This window comes from Ekhidna sp., from assembly GCF_040223195.1.
Taxonomy (GTDB): domain Bacteria; phylum Bacteroidota; class Bacteroidia; order Cytophagales; family Cyclobacteriaceae; genus Ekhidna.
This window is the reverse complement of sequence record NZ_JAVKDX010000006.1, coordinates 256,065-278,172: the sequence shown is the minus strand read 5'-3', so window position 1 is coordinate 278,172 and position 22,108 is coordinate 256,065. Positions and strand designations below refer to the sequence as shown.

The 22,108-nt window shown below is 42.8% G+C and carries 22 protein-coding genes; 14 read left to right on the top strand and 8 right to left on the bottom strand.

The window, feature by feature from the left end:
- Window positions 1-113 precede the first annotated feature (113 nt).
- Both rpmA and rplU read right to left on the bottom strand, forming a co-directional pair.
- On the bottom strand, window positions 114-374 hold the full coding sequence (gene rpmA / locus RLN88_RS02705) for a 50S ribosomal protein L27 (RefSeq protein ID WP_350219836.1): 261 nt from the start codon (window positions 372-374) through the stop codon (window positions 114-116).
- Window positions 375-380: 6 nt separating this feature from the next.
- The gene (rplU, locus tag RLN88_RS02700; RefSeq protein ID WP_350219835.1) at window positions 381-692 is read right to left on the bottom strand and encodes a 50S ribosomal protein L21; all 312 of its coding nucleotides are present in this window, start codon (window positions 690-692) and stop codon (window positions 381-383) included.
- Window positions 693-1,107: 415 nt separating this feature from the next.
- On the opposite strand from rplU, the gene RLN88_RS02695 reads away from it, so the two are divergent.
- The 10 genes from RLN88_RS02695 to lysA all read left to right on the top strand — a co-directional run bounded on the left by RLN88_RS02695 (window position 1,108) and on the right by lysA (window position 12,727).
- Entirely contained in the window at window positions 1,108-2,103 is a 996-nt protein-coding gene (locus tag RLN88_RS02695) for a ribonucleoside-diphosphate reductase small subunit (RefSeq protein WP_350219834.1), read from the top strand.
- A gap of 31 nt (window positions 2,104-2,134) precedes the next feature.
- The gene (locus RLN88_RS02690; protein WP_350219833.1) at window positions 2,135-4,525 is read left to right on the top strand and encodes a ribonucleoside-diphosphate reductase subunit alpha; all 2,391 of its coding nucleotides are present in this window, start codon (window positions 2,135-2,137) and stop codon (window positions 4,523-4,525) included.
- Between the two features lie 159 nt (window positions 4,526-4,684).
- Window positions 4,685-4,936, top strand: a complete 252-nt coding sequence (gene rpsT, locus RLN88_RS02685) for a 30S ribosomal protein S20 (RefSeq protein WP_350219832.1) — start codon at window positions 4,685-4,687, stop codon at window positions 4,934-4,936.
- A 229-nt stretch (window positions 4,937-5,165) separates the two neighbouring features.
- Window positions 5,166-5,858 (top strand): RadC family protein, encoded by a 693-nt coding sequence (radC, locus tag RLN88_RS02680; protein WP_350219831.1) that lies wholly within the window; start codon window positions 5,166-5,168, stop codon window positions 5,856-5,858.
- A 121-nt stretch (window positions 5,859-5,979) separates the two neighbouring features.
- On the top strand, window positions 5,980-6,576 hold the full coding sequence (locus RLN88_RS02675; protein WP_350219830.1) for a DUF1684 domain-containing protein: 597 nt from the start codon (window positions 5,980-5,982) through the stop codon (window positions 6,574-6,576).
- Between the two features lie 132 nt (window positions 6,577-6,708).
- The gene (gene pheT / locus RLN88_RS02670) at window positions 6,709-9,123 is read left to right on the top strand and encodes a phenylalanine--tRNA ligase subunit beta (RefSeq protein WP_350219829.1); all 2,415 of its coding nucleotides are present in this window, start codon (window positions 6,709-6,711) and stop codon (window positions 9,121-9,123) included.
- A complete protein-coding gene (locus RLN88_RS02665; protein WP_350219828.1) occupies window positions 9,089-9,421 on the top strand; it encodes an MreC domain-containing protein in 333 nt (110 codons plus the stop codon). Before pheT ends, RLN88_RS02665 begins: the two co-directional genes overlap by 35 nt.
- A gap of 15 nt (window positions 9,422-9,436) precedes the next feature.
- Window positions 9,437-9,721, top strand: coding sequence for a cell division protein ZapA (locus RLN88_RS02660; RefSeq protein ID WP_350219827.1), 285 nt, complete (start codon window positions 9,437-9,439; stop codon window positions 9,719-9,721).
- A gap of 54 nt (window positions 9,722-9,775) precedes the next feature.
- Complete coding sequence (rny, locus tag RLN88_RS02655) at window positions 9,776-11,341, top strand: ribonuclease Y (protein WP_350219826.1); 1,566 nt, start codon at window positions 9,776-9,778, stop codon at window positions 11,339-11,341.
- A 174-nt stretch (window positions 11,342-11,515) separates the two neighbouring features.
- Complete coding sequence (lysA, locus tag RLN88_RS02650; protein ID WP_350219825.1) at window positions 11,516-12,727, top strand: diaminopimelate decarboxylase; 1,212 nt, start codon at window positions 11,516-11,518, stop codon at window positions 12,725-12,727.
- A gap of 98 nt (window positions 12,728-12,825) precedes the next feature.
- Here the strand turns inward: lysA and RLN88_RS02645 are convergent, their stop codons facing one another.
- Complete coding sequence (locus RLN88_RS02645) at window positions 12,826-13,869, bottom strand: bifunctional transcriptional activator/DNA repair enzyme AdaA (RefSeq protein ID WP_350219824.1); 1,044 nt, start codon at window positions 13,867-13,869, stop codon at window positions 12,826-12,828.
- Between the two features lie 97 nt (window positions 13,870-13,966).
- Between RLN88_RS02645 and RLN88_RS02640 the strand changes: the two genes are divergently transcribed.
- On the top strand, window positions 13,967-14,281 hold the full coding sequence (locus RLN88_RS02640; protein ID WP_350219823.1) for a TfoX/Sxy family protein: 315 nt from the start codon (window positions 13,967-13,969) through the stop codon (window positions 14,279-14,281).
- A gap of 80 nt (window positions 14,282-14,361) precedes the next feature.
- A complete protein-coding gene (locus RLN88_RS02635; RefSeq protein WP_350219822.1) occupies window positions 14,362-14,811 on the top strand; it encodes an SRPBCC family protein in 450 nt (149 codons plus the stop codon).
- Between the two features lie 142 nt (window positions 14,812-14,953).
- Here the strand turns inward: RLN88_RS02635 and RLN88_RS02630 are convergent, their stop codons facing one another.
- Entirely contained in the window at window positions 14,954-16,627 is a 1,674-nt protein-coding gene (locus tag RLN88_RS02630) for an alanine/glycine:cation symporter family protein (protein ID WP_350219821.1), read from the bottom strand.
- 175 nt (window positions 16,628-16,802) lie between these two features.
- Between RLN88_RS02630 and RLN88_RS02625 the strand changes: the two genes are divergently transcribed.
- On the top strand, window positions 16,803-17,633 hold the full coding sequence (locus RLN88_RS02625) for a mechanosensitive ion channel family protein (protein ID WP_350219820.1): 831 nt from the start codon (window positions 16,803-16,805) through the stop codon (window positions 17,631-17,633).
- Window positions 17,634-17,698: 65 nt separating this feature from the next.
- Window positions 17,699-18,076, top strand: a complete 378-nt coding sequence (locus RLN88_RS02620; protein WP_350219819.1) for a RidA family protein — start codon at window positions 17,699-17,701, stop codon at window positions 18,074-18,076.
- Here the strand turns inward: RLN88_RS02620 and RLN88_RS02615 are convergent.
- The 4 genes from RLN88_RS02615 to hutI are packed head-to-tail and all read right to left on the bottom strand — an operon-like array spanning window position 18,073 to window position 22,055.
- A complete protein-coding gene (locus RLN88_RS02615; RefSeq protein ID WP_350219818.1) occupies window positions 18,073-18,645 on the bottom strand; it encodes a hypothetical protein in 573 nt (190 codons plus the stop codon). The two genes, RLN88_RS02620 and RLN88_RS02615, sit on opposite strands and share 4 nt — an antisense overlap.
- Window positions 18,642-19,874, bottom strand: coding sequence for an AAA family ATPase (locus tag RLN88_RS02610; RefSeq protein WP_350219817.1), 1,233 nt, complete (start codon window positions 19,872-19,874; stop codon window positions 18,642-18,644). Before RLN88_RS02610 ends, RLN88_RS02615 begins: the two co-directional genes overlap by 4 nt.
- Window positions 19,875-19,897: 23 nt before the next feature.
- Window positions 19,898-20,836, bottom strand: a complete 939-nt coding sequence (gene hutG, locus RLN88_RS02605; RefSeq protein WP_350219816.1) for a formimidoylglutamase — start codon at window positions 20,834-20,836, stop codon at window positions 19,898-19,900.
- Complete coding sequence (gene hutI, locus RLN88_RS02600) at window positions 20,829-22,055, bottom strand: imidazolonepropionase (protein WP_350219815.1); 1,227 nt, start codon at window positions 22,053-22,055, stop codon at window positions 20,829-20,831. Before hutI ends, hutG begins: the two co-directional genes overlap by 8 nt.
- Between the last annotated feature and the right edge of the window lie 53 nt (window positions 22,056-22,108).

Below are 22,108 nucleotides of genomic sequence, written 5' to 3'. Positions count from 1 at the left end.
GGAACCCCTTTTCAATACTCTAACTAACCTAACCTAAAATCGCTTAACGCAATATTTTTCTATTCACCAATAGCGGTGATAAAATATTTTTCCTGAAAATTATTATTGAGAAATTATTCTGCAGATGGCTCTACGCTCACGTAGGATCTGTCTTTTTTCCCTTTGTGGAATTTCACCACACCATCTGTAAGCGCAAAAAGCGTATGATCTTTTCCAAGACCCACGTTATCACCTGGATGATGCTTAGTACCTCGCTGACGAACAAGAATATTTCCAGCTACAGCTTTCTGTCCACCGAAGATTTTTACACCGAGTCGTTTACTTTCTGACTCTCTTCCGTTTTTCGAACTACCTACACCTTTCTTATGTGCCATGAGATTTTATCCTTTAATGTCTTCGATCAAAATTTTAGAAAACTGCTGACGGTGACCATTCTTCACCTTGTAGCCTTTTCTTCTCTTCTTTTTAAACACGATTACTTTATCGCCTTTTACATGCTCAAGAATCTTTGCAGAAACTTTGGCTCCTTTCACCGTAGGTGCTCCCACCTTCACTTTGCCATCATTGTCTACAAGTAGCACTTTCTCAAAGTCTACTTTAGATCCCTCCTTACCTTCCATCAATGGAGCGTAAAGGAACTTATCTTTCTCTGCTTTATACTGCTTCCCAGCAATGTCTACTATCGCGTACATTATTGTCTTCTTTTGAAAAAGGAGTGCAAAGATACCATTCTACTATCAATATCCAAATAGGGAGTGTGGATAAAATGATAGAAAAATAATTTTAATTTTTTTTTCACTTTTTTTTACCCCTTTTTCTGCGTGTTTTCATCAAAGTAGCAATTACAAATTTGCCTTCTAAATCACTAAAAAACAACTCGTTATAATAAATATCATATATCCAAATCACACCTTCCGCACCCGTAATAACTGCTTGGAATTTCGCATCATTTTAAACAGATTTGTAGACAAGCCGTCGAGAAAAATAAACCACTCTTAGGGCTGTATCCCAAGACTTAAAAAGTTTTTAAAAAAGCACACAAGAATAGTGAGCTTAAGGGGTGTTTTATTGTTTGTAAATAGGCTAAACTATTGAACAACAGAGATTATGAGCGACACAGCAGCACATGTAGAAGAACCTATTCTTAAGGAGAACAAAGACCGATTTGTTATCTTCCCAATCAAGCATAATGATATCTGGGAGTTTTATAAAAAGGCAGAGGCCAGCTTTTGGACCGCAGAAGAAATCGACCTAAGCCAAGATCTTAAGGATTGGAATAACACCATGACTGATGATGAAAAACACTTCATCAAGCATGTGCTTGCCTTCTTTGCTGCCAGCGATGGCATTGTAAATGAAAATCTGGCAGAAAACTTCGTTGCTGAAGTTCAATATACAGAAGCTAAATTCTTTTACGGATTTCAAATCGCTGTAGAAAATATCCACTCTGAAACTTACTCCTTATTAATAGATACCTACGTAAAAGATCCGAAAGAGAAAGACTACCTCTTCCATGCTATAGAAACCATGGACTGTGTGAAGAAAAAAGCTGATTGGGCTTTGAGATGGATCGACGAAGGATCATTTGCTGAAAGATTGGTTGCTTTTGCAGCAGTGGAGGGGATTTTCTTCTCTGGCAGTTTCTGTAGTATTTTCTGGCTAAAGAAAAGAGGGCTCATGCCCGGCTTGTCCTTCTCAAATGAATTGATCTCAAGAGATGAAGGTCTACACTGCGACTTTGCTTGCCTGCTATATAATAATCATGTTAAAAATCAGCTCCCTAAAGAAACCGTTCAGGAAATCATTCGGGATGCTGTAACTATAGAAAAAGAATTCGTAACTGACGCACTGCCGGTGAAACTCATCGGGATGAATTCAGACCTGATGTGTCAGTATATCGAGTTTGTTGCCGATAGATTGCTGAGCGAGCTCGGATGCGACAAAATATATAACTCGACCAACCCATTCGATTTTATGGAAATGATTTCCCTGCAAGGAAAGACCAACTTCTTCGAGAAGCGAGTGGGAGAGTACCAGAAAGCCGGAGTAATGGATAACGGCGAAAGTGGAAAAGACAAATTCTCACTGGATGAAGACTTTTAAATTATTTGTAATCACCTTATCACGATAGCCTATGTTAGTTGTAAAAAGAGACGGAAGAAGAGAATCAGTAAAGTTCGACAAAATCACAGCTCGGATCGAGAAGCTGTGTTATGGTTTAAATGCAGACTATGTTAAACCTGTTGAGATTGCCAAGAAGGTAATTGACGGGCTATATGATGGTGTGTCTACTATCGAGCTGGACAACCTTGCCGCAGAGACAGCTGCTACCATGACCACACGTCACCCTGACTTTGCCAAGCTGGCAGCACGAATCTCTATCTCAAACCTTCATAAGGTAACGGAGACATCATTCTCGAACACCATGAAGAGAATGTATGAGTACATCAATCCAAAGACAGGTGAAAATGCAGCACTTTTATCCAAGGAGGTTTACGGGATCATTAGAAAGAATGCAAAGAAGCTGGATGATGCTGTCGACTACAATAGGGATTACAACTACGACTACTTCGGCTACAAGACACTGGAGCGCTCTTACCTGATGAAACTCGATGGCAAGATTGTGGAACGCCCGCAACACATGCTGATGAGAGTTTCTGTCGGTATTCATGGTGAGGACATTGAAGCAGCAATCCAGACATATAATCTAATGTCTGAGAAGTGGTTTACACACGCCACTCCTACCCTTTTCAATGCAGGAACACCAAAACCACAACTTTCTTCTTGCTTTCTACTCTCCATGCAAGACGATAGCATTGATGGTATTTATGACACCCTAAAACAATGCGCGAAGATTTCACAATCTGCGGGAGGTATTGGGCTAAGCATCCATAACGTACGAGCTACTGGCGCATATATTAAAGGCACCAATGGCACTTCGAATGGAATTGTGCCAATGCTACGAAACTTTGACATGACTGCTCGATATGTAGATCAGGGTGGCGGTAAAAGAAAAGGCAGCTTCGCCATCTATCTGGAGCCATGGCATGCTGACATCTTCGACTTCCTGGATTTGAGAAAAAATCACGGTAAGGAAGAGATGAGAGCAAGGGATTTGTTTTACGCCCTTTGGATTCCGGATCTTTTCATGGAGCGGGTAGAAAGCAATGGAGACTGGACTTTGATGTCTCCAGACGAATGCCCTGGTCTATTCGAAGCATATGGTGATGAATTCAACGCTCTTTATGAAAAATACGAGCGCGAGAATAAAGGAAGAAAGACAATAAAGGCTCAAGACCTTTGGTTTGAAATCCTGGAAGCTCAGATCGAGACAGGTACACCTTATATGCTATACAAGGATGCAGCTAACAAAAAGTCAAACCAGAAGAACCTTGGCACCATCCGATCCAGTAACCTATGTACTGAGATCATGGAGTATACTTCAAAGGACGAAGTGGCGGTATGTAACCTGGCCTCTATCGCCCTTTCAAGATTCGTAATTGATGGCAAGTTTGATCATCAGAAGCTTTATGAGATAACTAAGGTGGTGACTCGAAACCTGAACAAGGTTATAGATGTGAACTACTACCCTGTGCCAGAAGCGAGAAACTCCAACATGAAGCACCGGCCTATTGGTATCGGCGTTCAGGGTCTTGCTGATACGTTCCTGCTTTTGAAAATGTCCTTCGAATCCGATGAAGCAAGAAAGCTAAACAAAGAGATTTTTGAGACCATATACTATGCTGCTATGGAAACTTCCATGGAAATCGCACAACAAGATGGCCCATACGAAACATTCAAAGGTTCCCCGGTATCAAAAGGAATCTTCCAGTTTGATATGTGGGGCGTCACTCCGGATTCCGGTCGCTGGGACTGGATTGACCTGAAGCAAAGAGTGAAAAAGCATGGTGTGAGAAACTCGCTACTCCTAGCACCAATGCCAACGGCTTCTACTTCGCAGATTCTTGGAAACAATGAGTGCTTCGAGCCATATACTTCCAACCTCTATTTAAGAAGAGTGCTTTCAGGAGAATTCATCGTGGCGAATAAGCACCTGATGAGTGAGCTGATCGATCTTGGCCTGTGGGATGAGCGTATGATGAACCGAATCAAAGCAGAAAACGGATCAATTCAAAACATTGCCGAGATCCCGGACGATATCAAGGAAAGGTACAAGACTGTATGGGAAATCTCCCAGAAGACAATCATCGATATGTCCGCCGACAGAGGCGCATACATCTGTCAGAGTCAGAGTTTGAACATCCACTTGCAGGATGCCAACTTTGGTAAGATGACTTCCATGCACTTCTACGCCTGGAAGAAAGGACTGAAGACAGGCATGTACTACCTGAGAACGAAGGCAGCTACCGATGCGATCAAGTTTACCGTATCGAAAGAAAAACAGGAACAGCCAAAGGAAGCTACAGTCGCTCAGGCGGCAGTAACCCATCAGCAGATTGATCAGCAGGCAGCAATGCAATGCTCGCTTGACGATCCGGAAGGTTGCGAAATGTGCGGTTCTTAACCCGAAGAATAGGAGAAATTATATAAGTGTAATTCTAGATTCAGAGACCCTGGCGAATTATCGACGGGGTTTTTTATTTCTCTTCAATCAAAGCTTTTTCATTTCAAAATAAAACTCATATCTTTGCCGTCCTAAAATTTTGGAACACAGAAAAGCGTTATGGCAAACCATAAATCAGCACTTAAGAGAATAAGAAGCAACGAAGCAAAAAGACTGAGAAACAGATATCAGCACAAAACTGCTCGTACGTTTATTAAAAGGCTAAAAGAAACAACTGATAAAAAGACAGGTGAAGAGCTTTTGACTCAGGTTATTTCTATGGTGGATAAACTTGCTAAGAAGAATATCATCCACAATAACAAAGCTGGTCACCTTAAGTCCCAGCTGACCAAGCACGTAGCTGGTCTGTAGTTTTTTAAAGACATTTTTTTACCCTGTGCAAGCCAATTGCGCAGGGTTTTTTTGTTTCAAAGCAAAAGTGAATAGCTGCGAAGGTTTTAATTTAACCTGAGTTCGGTTTAATAACTCCAAAATTTCATTCAAAAATGACACAAATAGTCTCCTCCTTGGAGGAGGTAGAGGGGATTTTAGGCTTTTTCTCTTTATTCTTATCCCGAACTCACGTTAATTTACGATCAGAATGGAAGACAACCGTTTGACGATAAAAAAATGGGCCGAAGAAGACCGCCCCCGAGAGAAGCTACTTCTCAAAGGCAAGGCAGCACTATCAGAGGCAGAGCTTATCGCCATTCTTATTGGCTCAGGAAACACCGAGCAAACTGCCGTGGAACTGTCTCAGCATATCCTGAGCCAATGCGGAAACAATCTTTCTAACCTTGCCCGGCTCTCGGTGAAAGACCTGCAAAAATTTAAAGGAATAGGAGAAGCAAAAGCGATTTCCATTGTAGCTGCACTTGAGCTGGGAAGAAGACGCAAAGAGTCCGAGCCACCCAAACGCATCAGGATCACCTCCTCAAATGATGCGTATGAAGTAATCCGGGGCGACCTAATGGATTTGAACCACGAAGAATTTTGGCTGCTGCTACTGAAGCGAAACAATGAGGTGATAAAAAAGGAAATGCTAAGCCGTGGTGGGGTTTCAGGAACCGTGGTAGATGCGAAGATCATCTTCAAACGTGCGCTTGAAGAAACCGCCAGCGGCATCATCCTGGCTCACAATCACCCAAGCGGAAACATCAAGCCCAGTCAGGAAGACATCAACCTCACCAAGCGGCTAAGGGAAGCCGGAAAATCACTCGATATCTCCATTCTTGACCATCTCATCGTTACCGATAGTGCCTTTTTCAGTTTTGCTGATGAAGGCCTCTTATAAAGCTTATATGCTACTTCTTTAATGCAACAAATAAAACAACCTATTGTCCCTCTTTAGAGAGGGTAGGGAGAGGACATTGAGAATGGTTTTATTTGTTGTTAGAATTAATAACTTGTTAAAAATGAAGAAAATCTGGTTTATCCTCATCCCGGTGGCATTAATTGTATTCCTCCTATCACGCACAGGCGGTACCGATGAAGAATACATCGCAGAGATCAATCAGTATTGGGAAGATAGGCATGATTTCTTTAGAACCTCAGAAGTCAGTCCCTTTGTCCAAAAAGGTGAGGAATATCAGGAGGTTGATTACTTTGATCCAAACCCTGATTTTAAGGTAAATGGAAAGCTTAATCGGTTGAGCAAACGAGAAACACTTACACTTGAAAATAGTGACGGCACCACAACCACCTATCTCAAGTTTGCCACAATCGATTTCAGAATCAAGGGAGAAACCTGCACTTTGCTCATCTTAAAAGCTTTGGGTTTTGGCAATCAATACCTGCTTGCATTTAGTGACGCCACCAGCGGAGGCACCACCTATGGCGGAGGCAGATACCTGGATGTGGGCATTGGAAAATCTGATCAGGTCACCCTGGATTTCAACAAAGCCTACAACCCGTACTGCGCCTATTTCGATGACTTTGCCTGTCCATTCCCACCAAGAGAGAACCTACTTGAAGTAGCCATTGAAGCCGGCGAAAAGAATTATTCGCATTAGCAATCTAAACGCACCCGGCAGCTAAGCAGATTCCTTATTTTTGCTCTCTAAATTCAGAGACTAGAGCAAGAATGAAATGAGTACCGAAACTTCGGACGAATTCCATGAGGCGTTTGAAAACAGACCATACGAATGAAAATATCTTACAATTGGCTGAAAGAATACATAGACGTTAAAGAAACTCCGGAGCAGCTTGGGGACATTCTGACCCAAACAGGTCTAGAGGTAGAGGGAATTGAAAAAGTGGAGAAGATACCCGGTGGCCTTGAAGGAATAGTTGTGGGTGAAGTGATGTCTTGCGAGCCACATCCAAATGCCGACAAGCTGAAGGTGACCAAAGTAGATATCGGAGCGAGTGAGCTGTCGGATATTGTCTGTGGTGCGCCGAATGTGGCAAAAGGACAGAAAGTGCTGGTTGCAACAGTCAATTCCACCATCTACCCAACCAATGGGGAGCCATTCAAAATCAAGAAAGCCAAAATAAGGGGTGAAGTATCCGAAGGTATGATCTGCGCTGAGGACGAATTAGGTCTCGGCACCAGTCATGACGGAATCATGGTATTGGATACGGACAAAACAAACGGCACCCCCGCTATAGAACTCTTCGAAACTGGTGAAGATCACATCTTCGAAATAGGCCTCACCCCAAACCGGGGCGATGCGGCCTCTCACCTGGGGACTGCCCGTGACCTGAAGGCCTATTTTAGAAAAGAGCTCACGCCACCAACGCCTAAAGATTTTGAAGTAAAAGAAGATCATCCCATCACAGTTGATGTGGAAAATTTTGAAAGATGTCCCAGATTTTCAGGTATCACGATCCGGGGATTGGAAGTGAAAGATTCTCCGGATTGGCTACAGTGGAAGCTACGTGCACTTGGATTGGAGCCCATCAATAATATCGTTGATATCACCAATTACGTCCTGCACTCCCTGGGCCAACCCATGCATGCCTATGACGCTGCTCATGTCAAAGGCAATCACATCATCGTGAAGACTTTGAAGGACAAAACCCCTTTCACCACACTGGAAGGAAAGGAACGGAAACTTTCCAATGATGACCTAATGGTCTGCAATGGGGATGGCGAAGGCATGTGCATGGCTGGGGTTCTGGGAGGGTTGAAATCCGGCGTAACAGAAAAAACCACCGATATTTTTCTGGAAAGTGCGTATTGGAATCCTGACGGAATCCGATCAACCGCGCAAAGGCACTCCATCTCAACAGACGCCTCATTCAGATATGAGCGTGGAGCCGACCCTGAAATGACCGTTCCTGCGATCAAACTGGCAACCTCACTCATCCTTGAGCTGGCAGGTGGGCATGTTGCCTCTGAAATTGTTGATATCTATCCTCAGCCGATCAAGCCAAAAGAAATTGAAATGGCGTTTCGAAACTTCCATTGGCTGATAGGAAAAGAGCTGAATCATAAGCTGATTCTCGAAATCCTAAACTGGTTGGACATAAAGACTGAGAATGTAACTAAGGAAGGTTTCAAAGCGATTGTGCCGGCATACAGAAGTGATGTGACCAGACCAGCGGATTTGGTGGAAGAAGTGCTTAGAATTTACGGCTTCAATGAAGTAGAACTGGATGAAGACTTCTCGGCTGACTATCTAGCTGAGTTCAATGAACATGAACCGTACAGAGTTCAGGAAGACTTTTCAAAGTTCCTTGCTGGTAGGGGGTTTTCCGAGATCATGACCAATTCATTAACGAACCCGCAGTATTATAAGAAATTTCCGATTGGTGAAGGTACGCCAGTAGAAATGCTCAACCCATCCAGCGAAGAATTGACCATCATGAAAACCTCACCGGTATATACGGCACTGGAGTCTGTGGCCTATAACATCAATCGAAGAAACCCAAATCTGAAGTTTTTTGAATTTGGGAGATCCTACAAAAAAGAAAACAAGGAATACAAAGAAACGGAGTGGCTTTCCTTCTATCTCACAGGAAATACCACAGAAGCAAACTGGCTGGATGAGCCACGCAAAACTTCATTCCACGATCTCAGCACCACTGTAATGGGAATGCTGAAATATGCCGGGATAAGAAAAACGGAAATCCTCCCATCTGAAAAAGGAACGCTCTACGAGTACGGAGTGGTGATCAAGAAGGAGGGGAATATGCTTGGAATACTTGGGGAACTGAAGCGAGAACTGCTGACACTTTATGGCATCAAGCAGGATGTCTTCCATGCCCAACTAGACTGGGATACGGTAGTATCTCTTTACAAATCTGACATTGCATACGAACCCATTCCAAAATTCCCGGAGGTGAAAAGAGACCTTTCTTTGGTGCTGGATAAGAATATTTCTTATGCTGACATCCAGCGACTTGCGTTCGGGCAGGAGAAGAAATTATTGAACAGAATGAACCTTTTCAGTGTCTACGAGGGGGATAAAATAGAAAAAGGAAAAAAAGCTTATGCAATTAGTTTTTTTCTTCAGGATAAATTCAAAACTTTAACAGATAAACAAATAGATAAAAGTATGAATGCGCTGATGAGCTTATATGAAAAAGAACTCGGTGCAATCATCAGAAAATAAGATGCCAAGCGAAAAACTATATCGTGAATTTCAAAACCTGGAGCGTAAGATTCAGTTGGTGCTTAGTGAAAACAAGCGCCTAAAAGATGAATTGAAACATTCCAGGGAAGAAAACGGCATCCTGAAAGAGAAAATGGAAAGCCAGCAAGCCAACCTGAGTACCTTTCAGAATCAGATGAATTTAAATAAACTAGTAAATAACATGGTAGTCAGTGATGGGGATTCGGCAAAGCTGAAAGAGACGATAGATGGCTACATCAGGGAGATAGATAAATGCATTGCCCATTTGGCAGAATAATGAAATGATATCCGAATGGCAGAACTATCCATAAAAATCAGAATTGGGAACAGAGAGTATCCCATGAGAGTGAAAGCGGAAGACGAAGAGCGGATTAGAAAAGCGGGGAAACTTTTAAATGAGAAAATAAAAAATTACCAAAACCAGTTCGGCATAGACGATACGCAAGACCTGGTAGCAATGGTAGCTTTTGATTGCCTTGTAGAGAAACTGAAGCGTGAAGAATCATCGGAAGCATCTGACGATTATGCACTAAACGAAATCTCAAGACTAAACCAGCTTATAGCCAACTCAATCTGATACATACCCCTTGATGTGACCTGACTGTCCTGTTGTTTGATAAATCAAATACCAATGGACACCACGATCATAATAGCAATTGCTGCGGTAGCAGGAGTTGCGATTGGCCTGCTGATAGGCCGGGCCCTACAGGGCAAGAATGCAAGCAAAAAAGTAAAGGAAGCCGAAGAGCAAAGTAAGCTGATCCTGAAAGAGGCAGAAGTTACCGCTGAGAGCATCAAGAAGGATAAAATCCATGAGGCGAAAGAGAACCTCTTCAAGATGCGAAGCGAGTTTGAGGAAGAATCAACTCGCAAAAAGAATATCCTGCTGACCAATGAACAAAAACTCAAGCAGAAAGAAGCCAGCCTGAATAAGCAATTTGAGCAAGTCAAGCGCAAAGAAGATGAGCTGAGTGGGCTCAAAGAGACGCTCGCCAATCAGATGGAGATTGCCCGTCAGCGCAAGGAAGAATTTGAAAAAATGCAGAAACAACAGGTGGCTATCCTGGAGAAAGCAGCCAACCTGCCTGCCGAGGAAGCAAAAGCCCAACTCATGGAAGCTCTGAAAGACGAAGCTCGCACCAGCGCTTCGGCTCACATCAAAGAGATCATAGAGGAAGCTAAAATGACTGCCACGAAAGAAGCAAAGAAAGTGGTGGTAGAAGCCATCCAGCGAACAGCTACTGAGCATGCTATTGAAAATACTGTCTCTGTTTTCAATATTGAAAGTGATGACATCAAAGGAAAAATCATTGGGCGCGAAGGAAGAAATATACGGGCATTGGAAGCTGCGACTGGTGTGGAAATCATTGTTGACGATACCCCGGAAGCCATCATCATTTCGGGTTTTGATCCAGTTCGAAGAGAGATTGCCAGGCTATCGCTGCATCGCCTGGTGCAGGATGGCAGAATCCACCCTGCCCGAATTGAAGAGATCGTGAATAAAACCTCTAAAAATATTGGCGATGAAATCGTGGAGATTGGCGAGCGAACGGTTATTGACCTGGGCATTCACGGACTGCATCCCGAGTTGATAAAGATGATAGGAAGAATGAGATTCCGCTCTTCTTATGGTCAGAATCTTCTTCAGCACTCACGAGAAGTTGCTAATTTATGCGCAACTCTGGCTTCAGAATTGGGACTAAATCCTAAGCTTGCTAAGCGTGCCGGACTACTTCACGATATAGGAAAAGTGTGGCCGGATGAGCCGGAGAAACCTCACGCAATCATAGGAATGGAGCTGGCAGAGAAATACAAGGAAAACGCTGAAGTGTGCAATGCCATTGGTGCTCACCACGATGAGATTGAGATGACTTCTATGATCTCCCCTATCGTTCAGGCATGTGATGCCATCTCTGGCTCCAGGCCTGGAGCCAGGAGAGAAATTATGGAACAGTACCTGAAGCGATTGAAAGATCTGGAGGGTATCGCGCTCAATTTTGATGGGGTGAATAAATGCTACGCCATTCAGGCCGGTCGTGAACTGCGTGTGCTTGTAGATGCTGAGAATGTGGATGACAAGCAGGCTTCTGATTTATCGTTCAATATTTCTCAGAAGATCGAAAAAGACATGCAGTATCCCGGACAAATAAAAGTGACAGTGATCAGGGAAACACGAGCAGTAGCGTTTGCTAAGTAAAATCTTTTATTTTTGACCCATGATTAAAAGCTGGACAGATAAAAAGAGAAAATCTGACAAGAAGTCAAAACGACTACTTATGTCCGGCTATTGAATAGAATTAACAAACCAATAATATTTTCAAGAACCGGAGCATCCCTCCGGTTTTTTTATTTTAACACATACAAAACGTACATGATGGAAAACTCAAGCCTGATTCGAGCCGCTGAAACCTATGGCTCCCCACTTTATGTCTATGATACCAACCAAATGAAGAACAACTATCAAAAGTTTGTTGAGGCATTCATGGTGAATAAGCTAAAGGTGCATTACGCTTGCAAGGCACTAAACAATCAGGCGGTGCTGAAGCTTTTCAAATCCCTGGGTGCAGGATTGGATTGTGTTTCCATTGAGGAGGTTCACCTGGGATTGCGGGCAGGCTTTCCTGCGGATGATATTCTCTTCACACCCAACAACATCTCTACTGAAGAGTATGAGCAAGCTATTGAGCTCGGCGTAAAAATCAATGTAGACAACCTCTACACGCTGGAATACTTCGGCATCAATCACCCTGACTTGCCAATTTATATTCGCATCAATCCTCACCTGATGGCAGGTGGAAACCAGAAAATCTCTGTGGGCCACATCGACTCCAAATTTGGCATTTCGATCCATCAGGTTCCCAATATTGAGCGAATTGTGAAAAAGCTCAACATCAATGTGATGGGAGTGCATGTACATACCGGATCAGACATTCTGGATGCAGACATTTTCATTAAAGCTGCAGAGTTGGTTTTTAGTGTGGTAGAGAAATTTGATACGGTCACCCATATTGATTTTGGAAGCGGATTCAAGGTGGCCTACAAGCCCGACGACCTCCATACGGACATTGCCAGCTTTGGAAAGAAATTCAGCAATGCCTTTAATGAATTCTGTGGGAAACAGGGCAAGGAATACACCCTGGAATTTGAACCTGGAAAATACATGGTTAGCAATGCTGGCTATTTCATAGCGAAAGCAAACCTCATCAAGCAAACCACTTCATGCACCTTCATCGGGTTGGATACCGGCTTCAATCACTTCATCCGACCGATGTTCTACAATGCCTATCATCACATTGAAAACCTCTCCAATCCGGATGGTGAAAAGAAGGTGTACAATGTGGTGGGATATGTCTGCGAGACGGATTCTTTTGCTTCCGACCGGATAATTCCCGAAGTACGGAAAAATGATCTGCTGGTTTTTAGAAATGCCGGTGCTTATTGCTCTACAATGGCATCTAACTATAACTCCAGACCCAGACCAGCCGAAGTAATTTTCCACAATGGAAAAGATCACCTTGTGAGACGAAGAGAAACTATTGAGGATTTGGTGAGTACACAGGTGGAGGCTGAAATTGAGTTTTGAATGTTTTCATGAACGCAGTGAAAGATTTCATTTATCTTGAGGTACTTCCTTCGTCAGCCTGTCTGCCTCAGGCAGGCATGACACCTTCCAAATGAGGGTCACTGATTCTCAAACTCATGCTTGAGCAGCCATTGCTTTCGATGCACCCCTCCCCCATAGCCAACGATGCTTCCATCTGAACCAATGATGCGGTGGCATGGGATAATGATCGCAATCCGATTTTCACCATTAGCCCTTGCTACCGCTCTTACTGCTTTTACATCCCCCACAACATCCGCCTGCTGTTTGTACGATCGTGTCACTCCATAAGGAATCTTCAAAAGAGCATCCCAAACCCGCTGCTGAAAGTCTGTACCAGAAACCACTAGCGGCAAATCAAAGTCTTTCCTCTTCCCTTCAAAATATTCATTGAGTTGTTCCGTGACTTTGTCAATCATCGGATGTTTTCCCGTGACCAGCTCACACTTCATTCGCTTCTTCAGCACCTCGATCTGAGTCTCCAGCATCTTTCGATCGGCAAACTCAAGCAGGCACAGACCTGCATCTGTTACGCCTACCATCATAGGTCCAAGTGGCGTTGGTATCCGATTGATCGTGACCAGCTGGCCTTCTTTTCCCGGTGAAAATCCTGTCAAATTCTTAAATGTTTCCGAGAAGCCACTCAACGAATCGTACCCCTGCTCAAACGCAGATTGTGTCACTGTCTGGCCTTCCTTTATTTTCAAAAATGCTCCATTTATCCGACTCATTCTAAGGTATGCCTGAAAGGTGATGCCATGAGTCTTTTTGAAGTACCTTCTGACACGGGAGGGACTAAACCCCATCTCCGTCAACTCATAATCTCGCCACTTTTTCTCAGGCTCATCTTCAATTCGTTTTAGCAATGGCACCAACCATTCAGGAGATTCTTCATGTCGCTTCATCGGACGACACACTTTGCATGCACGATACCCATTTGCCAGTGCATCCCTGGTGGTAGGAAAGAATTCAACATTCTCTGGTTTAGGTTTTCTGGCAGTACACGTAGGTCGGCAAAAAATACCTGTAGTGCGCACCCCTACTACAAAAACTCCCTCGTAGTGAGAGTCCTTGTCCAAAAGTGCCTGGTACATTTCGTCAGTAGATGGAAGAGTGGCTGTCATGATTCAAAAGTAGCTGGCAGGCTTCCGAGGTACAACCGAAATTTGAACATCTATTTTTAATTTTAATGATATGGCTTTCAATGAACACTTGGCTGATATGCTACGACAAGAACTAAAGGAAAGAAAGGTTCCTTTTGTGGAGAAGAAAATGATGGGCGGACTATGCATCATGGTCGATGACAAAATGTGCGTGGGGGTGATCAAAGATGATTTGATGGCCCGGGTAGGCCCACATGAATACGATGAATTTCTAAAAAGACCCAATGCCCGAGTGATGGATTTTACCAAGCGCCCCATGAAAGGCTACCTCTATCTGGATGCGGAAGGATGGGATAATAGGGAAGAACTGAGCACTTGGGTGGATCAATGTCTTATTTTCAACAAAGAGGCTAAATCCTCCAAAAAGAAGTGATCACCCATTCGGGTGATTTTTTACAAATACTTTTTAACTTTTAAAGGACATCTTATCATTGATCCCAAAAATAACCGACTATGAAATACACCCTTGAAATCGTGATTGATAAACCTCGGGATGAGGTGGTCAAGTTTTTTGATAATCCTGACAATATGAAGTACTGGCAAAAAGGGCTGATCAGCTTTGAGCATATTTCGGGGGAGCCAGGCAAGCCCGGAGCTGAGTCCTTGCTGAAATATGAAATGGGCAAGCGGAAAATCGAAATGATCGAAACCATTACATTCAATGGATTTCCTGATGAGTTTCACTCAAACTACATTGCAAACGGAGTGACTAATATTCAGAGAAACTATTTCAGAGAAGAGGGAGGGAAAACAAAGTGGATATCTGAAGCAGAATTCAAGTTCACAGGATTCATGAAACTAATGGCTTTCTTCATGGGAAAGGGTCCATTCAAAAAACAGTCATTTGCCTTCATGGAAGATTTCAAATCCTTTGCGGAGGGAAATCCAAAATATGGACAATAGAAAAAGAGGGTGTCTCAAAAGCCCTAGTTGGCCTGTCATTCTGAGGAACGAAGAATCCCAAATATTTGATATTCAGGTATATAAAAACTCAAAGATTCTTCACATTCGTTCAGAATGACACTTTTGAGACAGCTTCAAATTTTTACTCTGGTGTTTTCTCATCTGGGAAGTCCGCCTTGAACTTACTCCAGTAGTCAGAAACTGTATTTTTCATATCCTTATGCAGCATCAGAATACCAAATAAGTTTGGCAGGGTCATCACCGCTATGGCTATGGCCGACAATGTCCAGATAATAGTGGTATCAGCAAAGGATGCAATAAAGAATGCCACCACATAGACCAGACGATAATACTTCACTGATTTTGTTCCAAATAGGTAAGTCATAGCTCTATCACCATAATAAGACCAGCTAATGGCTGTACTGAAGGCAAAAAGCAACAATCCGATCGACACAATGTATTTTCCTCCTTCACCAAAGAAGCTTCGTGTAAAGGCTTCTGCTGTAAGAGGTGAGCTATGCACCAGTGATTTTCCTTCGAATGTGAGAAGCAAATCCTCTGGTTTCCCATTGATGATATTTACCGTCCCCGTTACCAGTTCACCATTGTTTTTCACGCGCACATTTTCTGCAAGGGATCGGGCATTGATTACTGAGACTGCATCTTGAATAACTCCGTTTTCCACCTCAAGTGCGCCATCGAACAATGGCAAAGTCTCTTTGCCACTGATATGGGCGGCTAGTTGAGCCTTCCCATCATCCGTGGTATCAGTATATGTTCCGTCTAACACGACCATATCCACGTAATCAAATTCATTGTTGAATTTTTCTTTCCATACTCCTGAAGAGAGTAGTACAAGAGCTGTGATAGAACAGATTACGATTGTGTCTATAAACGGCTCCAGAATTGCCACGAGCCCTTCCGACATGGGCTGATTAGCCTTAGCTGCAGAGTGGGCAATAGGCGCACTACCCTGACCAGCCTCATTCGAAAATAATCCCCTTCCCACTCCTTTTTCAAAAGCAAAAGCAATAGAGGCTCCAAGGAACCCACCTGTGGCAGCCGACCCGGTAAAAAGATCAGAGAATATTGCAATGAAAGAAGGAATGATGTTTTCATAGTTGTAGAAAATCACACCAAATGCACCGATGAAATAGATGATTGCCATGGCAGGCACCAGCCTGGAGGTAACAGCGGCAATACGCTTGATACCACCTATGATTACCAAGCCGAGAAGCACTGCTAATACTCCTCCTACTATCATTTCATCAAAACCGAACGTGGCGTTGAGCGAATCTGCAATACTATTGATCTGTGGCAGAGATCCCGTTCCAAAAGATGAGAGAACAGTAGCGCCGGCGAAAATGGCTGCCAGCCATCCCATGTTCAATTTATTCTTCATGTAATACATAGGTCCTCCGGCCATTGTACCATCTTCAGCCTTTTGTCTGTATTTGTGCGAGAGCGTAACCTCTACAAACTTAGTACACATACCTACCGCTGCAGTCATGAGCATCCAAAATACCGCAGCAGGCCCTCCAATATGAACAGCTAGCGCCACCCCTGCAATATTGCCAGTCCCCACGGTTCCTGAAAGAGCGGTGGTCAAAGCCTGAAAGTGGTTGGTGTCACCTTCATTGCCCTCTTTGTCAAATTTTCCACGCACAACCCGAAATGCAAACCGGAAGTAGCGTATTTGTGGAAATTTCAAATAAATCGTGAAGAAAAGGCCAGTCCCCAAAAGGGCATACGGAAACCACCAGGAGCTGCCAATGAAACCATCAAGTGTAGATAAGAAGTTATTTAATTCTCTCATGAATTAGGTTTTTCGATTTTCGCAATCCGACAAAAATAGCCTTTTTAACGGATCGACAATTATTCAGAACATTTCAATCGCCTGAGTGTTACATGAATGGAATTTCTACTTAGCGATATATTCAATTTTAGTATCTTTCGTAAAGCAATTCTCAATCACAAAAACCTAATTATACATGGAAGAAGTAACCTCAGAAGCATCGAAATATTCACAACTCGCCATTGATCTGGTGATGACCTGGGGGCCAAAGGTTTTGGCTGCAATTGTCACCCTGATTCTAGGATTATGGGTAATTGGGATCATCACTCGAGGCATTGGAAAAACCATGCAAAAACGCGAGGTGGATCTTTCATTGAGACCATTTCTGAAAACGCTCATTTCTGTGACACTCAAAATAATGCTCTTCATTTCAGTCATAGGAATGGTGGGCATAGAAGCAACGAGCTTTGTGGCTGTGCTTGGTGCCGCTGGTCTGGCGGTAGGCCTGGCATTGCAGGGAACCCTCCAAAATTTTGCCGGAGGAGTGATTATACTTTTGCTAAAGCCTTTTAAGGTTGGAGATTGGATAGATACGGGTAGCTACTCCGGCACAGTCCATACCATCCATATTTTTAATACCTACTTGAAGTCACCGGACAATAAGACTATCATCCTGCCAAATGGGAGTCTGGCCAATTCATCACTGACCAACTACTCGACAGAACCTCAAAGACGGGTCGATTTTACTTTCGGGGTGGCCTATGGAGACAGTACTCAAAAAACGAGGGACACATTGAAGGCACTCATCCATGCTGATGATCGGATACTCAAGGATCCTGAACCATTTATCGCCGTATCAGCACTTGCTGATAGCTCAGTGAATTTTGTGGTTCGGGTGTGGGTGGAAGCTACCGATTATTGGGGGGTTTTCTTTGATATGAATGAGAAGGTTTACAACAAGTTCAACGAGGTGGGATTGAATATTCCATTTCCACAAATGGATGTGCACCTTCACAAGGAGGGGTAGTCACCGCTCTTAATAAAAGATCAAAAGTCCGGTTTTTCAGATCGGACTTTTCTATTTTTATAGTAATGAGAACAAACATTTCATCCGGAGCACCATGGGAAAATCAGGTAGGATATTGCCGTGCAGTGCGCATTGGAAACACCATTGAAGTTTCTGGCACTGCCCCGGTCAGGGATGGGAAGACGGTGGGTGATAATGTTTATGAGCAGACTCAGGTTTGCCTGCAAATAATAAAAGAAGCAATAGAAAAGGCGGGCGGGAAAATAGAAGATGTTGTGCGCACAAGGATTTACGTTACAGATATTTCTCAATGGGTCATGGTTGGGAAAGCCCATGGTGAAGTCTTCGGAGACATCAAGCCAGCCACAAGCATGGTGGAAGTGAAGGCACTTATCGACCCTGATATGATGGTGGAGATTGAGGCTACTGCGATCATTGACTAACACATTAAGTCATCAAGTTTCTCAATAACTTCTTTCAATTCACTTGATACTTTCAAAACCTTACTAAAATTAATTTTTTCAAAAATCTCTGGGTTGTGAGCAACACGATAGCGCTTAGTAGTATTGCGTGTCTTTGATATCAATAGGTCTTTAGGTTTTTTAATCGAACTAGGCTTTCCATCAATTTTAATTCTACACCCATACTTCTTATTAAAGAAGTCCACGTCTCCTAAGATGAGAGCTTCCAACTCATATATGTTCAACAAAAGGTATTTTTTAATCTGAGAGCAGCTTTGACACTTTCTATGCCATTCCTTCTTAGCATTCAATTTCCAGGTTTCACTTGACAATCCATCCAAATCTCTAATAAGAATAACATTCGAGATTGAACTATCGGATTCAATTGCAGATTCAAGAAGGTTGAAAAATTTTCGAGTATCCAATTGTGTCCCTCTAATCCTTTTTACTAATGGTATAAACTGAGCTTTTCCATTATATTTCTGAAGGAGAAGTCTTTTAATACTTTCCGTATCATATGGATCTTCCCCCACTAATCCAATCTTAATCATAATTTGAGTTCGTCTGTATGACGCCAAAAATCACTCAAGAAACTTTCGCGAGTATAAATTAATGCTTTTTGAATCTGTTCTTCATTAATATTTTTGATTTCTGTCTGATTATCTGAGTATTGAGCAATAATGATTCTATCAATATCCTCTTCATCTAAGATGTCCAAAACTTGAGGAGAATGAGTAGTCACAATTATCTGTTTTGATTCGGCCTCTTCTTTTAAGAAATTCATTAGTCTATCCAGTTGATGTGGATGAATTCCAAGTTCTGGTTCTTCTATTAGCATAATACCTGAGTTGTACGAATGGATAGTGCTTATCATTAACAATAATCTTTGAGTTCCGTCAGACAAAGAATCCCATCTGTACCATTCATCATCAATTTTAAATTCCAAAAAAATATTTCCTAACGAAAAGCTCTCATTCTTTATCCATTTAGTGGTTATTCCAGAAGCTACCCTAATACCAGCTATATGAGTAAACTCAGTTAGCAAATAGGATAGCTTGTCATCAAGTGAAACTTGAGAGGATCTTCTAAAATCATCAACTAGTTCTTCTGCTAAATCTGCTCTTTCAACATCTTTGAGATTTCGCTTTGTCCCCTTCTTAAGTTTCTCTAAAATATCCCACGCATATACATCTAAAATATATCTCTCAAATATGGTTGATCTTTTACTGTCGGGTAATCCATGGATCATTCCCCAGTCATAATTGAATGTATATTGACCTGGTTTTGAAAGGAATGCTAAGCTTTCAGGAATATTATGTTGAAAAAAAACTGTAGAGAAATTGGGAAGAGGTGCTTTAAGTGCAAATAAATGCTCAAAAAAATCAGAAACTTCTTGATCTTGTTCAAGTTCACGTGATTCATTTATCACAGAAGAATCATTTATAGAATATGAAAGCGATACCTCTTTCTTAAAGTTTGTCTTAAAGGGAATAATTCTACTTTTTGACTTAATATGATGTACTTCCTCTTGGAACAATTGACCTTCCTTGATAATTGTATATAGAATTTCAATTTTAAATTGATCAATGCCATCCGCATAGCCTCGAATTGATTTATGCAAAAAGTTTAAGAAATTAGTCTTTCCAGCCCCGTTTGGTCCTATTACGAGATTAAGTCCCCTTTTAAAATTGACCTCAACGTTGTTTATGGATTTATAGCCTCCAAAAGAAATTTTTTCTATAAAAACTAACATCGTAGTGAAAGTGATACCATTACTCAAATTACAACTTTAAAAATAAACTGTTATGAACCACAAAGTTCCGCACTCACCACGTCATAAATAAAGCTAGCCGCCAGCTTTGCTGTTCTGCCATCGTCATATTTTGGACTCATCTCTGCCACATCAAAGCTGACAACTTTTGCTGAATTTAAAATTTCATTCAACAAGGGCTTAATGTGATGTGGTAAGGCACCATAGGGGTTTGCAGCACTTACTCCTGGTGCTACTCCAGCAGAGAACACATCCAGATCTAGCGTGATACCGATATGATCCATCTGATCTATGAAATACTTAATTCGTGCAAGCAACTCCTCCTCGGATTCACTCAATAATTCTTCCATAGATATGAAAGATTGATTCCTTTCACGCATCAATTCAAACATGGGAGCGATGTTCACAGCTTCATTAATGCCTATGGGTAGATAGTGAAAGTTGGCATATTCCTCCAGCAACTGCCTTGCCCAACTACCAGAATGTGCACCCTGAGGATATGCTCTCAGATCAAAGTGAGGATCAAAATTGATCATCCCTACTTTCTCATTCGGGAAAGTATCTAGCACTCCCTTTCCATGTGCATAACTGATCTCATGCCCTCCGCCCAGAAGGATTGGAAAGGACTTCTTTTTTAGGATGGCCTCAACATACCTGGCCAATTCCACCTGAGCATTCTCTAGTTGATCGCCACTGACCACCACATCACCAACATCAGTTAGCTTCACTCGCTCATCAAAGTGAACGGCCAAATTCACCATGGCTTTTCTAATCGCGTCCGGGCCATCCACAGCCCCGACCCTACCCAGGTTTCGCTTCACGCCAACATCCGAGCAGAATCCAAGAAAGCAAAAGCCTTCCGGGATATTTGCATTCAAATCTCCTGCCTCAACCACCTGATGCCACACGTCCCGAACCGAACCTGGATCCTGTCGCCCCTTCCAAATTGATTTATTTCCTGGCTTATACATGCTTTACTTGTTTTCCGTTTTTCCAGACCATGTCCGGCTTCACTTTACCCTGGTTGTACAGAATCTCACGGTAATCATCGAATGGAAATGCTATCATATCGGCTTTCATACCAGCTGAAATCCTTCCCCTGTCGGAAAGACCGAGCGCATTGGCGGCTCTAAAAGTGATCCCTGAGAAAATCTCTGCAGGCGAAAGCTTTTCATAAATGCCCAGAATAGCGGACTGAGTGAGTAGGTCTCCCATAGGGGCCGAACCAGGATTCCAATCTGTTGAGATTGCCAACGATGCACCTGCATCTAAAAGCTTTCTGGAAGGGGTGAAATTCATTCCCAACCCAATGCTGGCACCAGGTAGAGCTACAGCTACGGTATTTGATTTTGCCAACATTTCGATTTCCCGATCTGTGCTGGCTTCCAGGTGATCGGCACTTCTCGCTCTAAGCTCCACGGCTATTTGACTGCCACCAATGTGAAACTGATCTGCATGCACCGTTAAATCAAAGCCCAATTTTTTTGCGGCCCTCAGATATTCTTCGGCCAGTTCCATGGGAAAGGCAGATGGCTCCACGAAAATATCTATGCGATTAGTAAGGCCTTTGACCAATAATTGTGGCAAAAGGTCATTTTCCAGATAAGCCAAAAATTCCTTCTTGTCCTTAAACTCCTTCGGGCAAACATGCGCGGCGAGACATGTTGGGATCAGGTCCGCTTCTACCCTTGATTTTGCAGCCTTCACCACTTCCAGTATTTTCAGTTCGTTTTCCACATCCAGGCCATATCCACTTTTCACCTCTATAGTCGTCACACCATCATTGAGATGTCGATTGGCACGCCTGATCAGACCAGCAGTCAGGTTCTCCAAAGAAGCCGCTCTGGTTTTTTCTACGGAATCGAAAATGCCACCGCCCTGCTCCAAAATTTTCTCGTAAGACTCACCCGACATTCGTAAAGTATAGTCCCTCGAACGTGTACCTCCCCACACTAAATGGGTATGGCAATCTATCAGCCCAGGGAGCAAAATATGGTCACCCTCTACTTCCTCTATCTCATCGGCTTCCTTTCGCATCTCATCAAAAGATCCGGTTTTTATGATTTTTTCACCATCCACCAACACCCCCACATTGGTCAATAAATCTAGCGACTCGTCGTTCAGGGGCCCCTTCATCGGAGTATTTTCCAGTGTGATTGCTTCTTTGAATGGACCGATCAGTTTAGACATGGTACGAAAATTGAAATGATTGCAAAAGTTACGATTTTTGCTAAAGTATCACG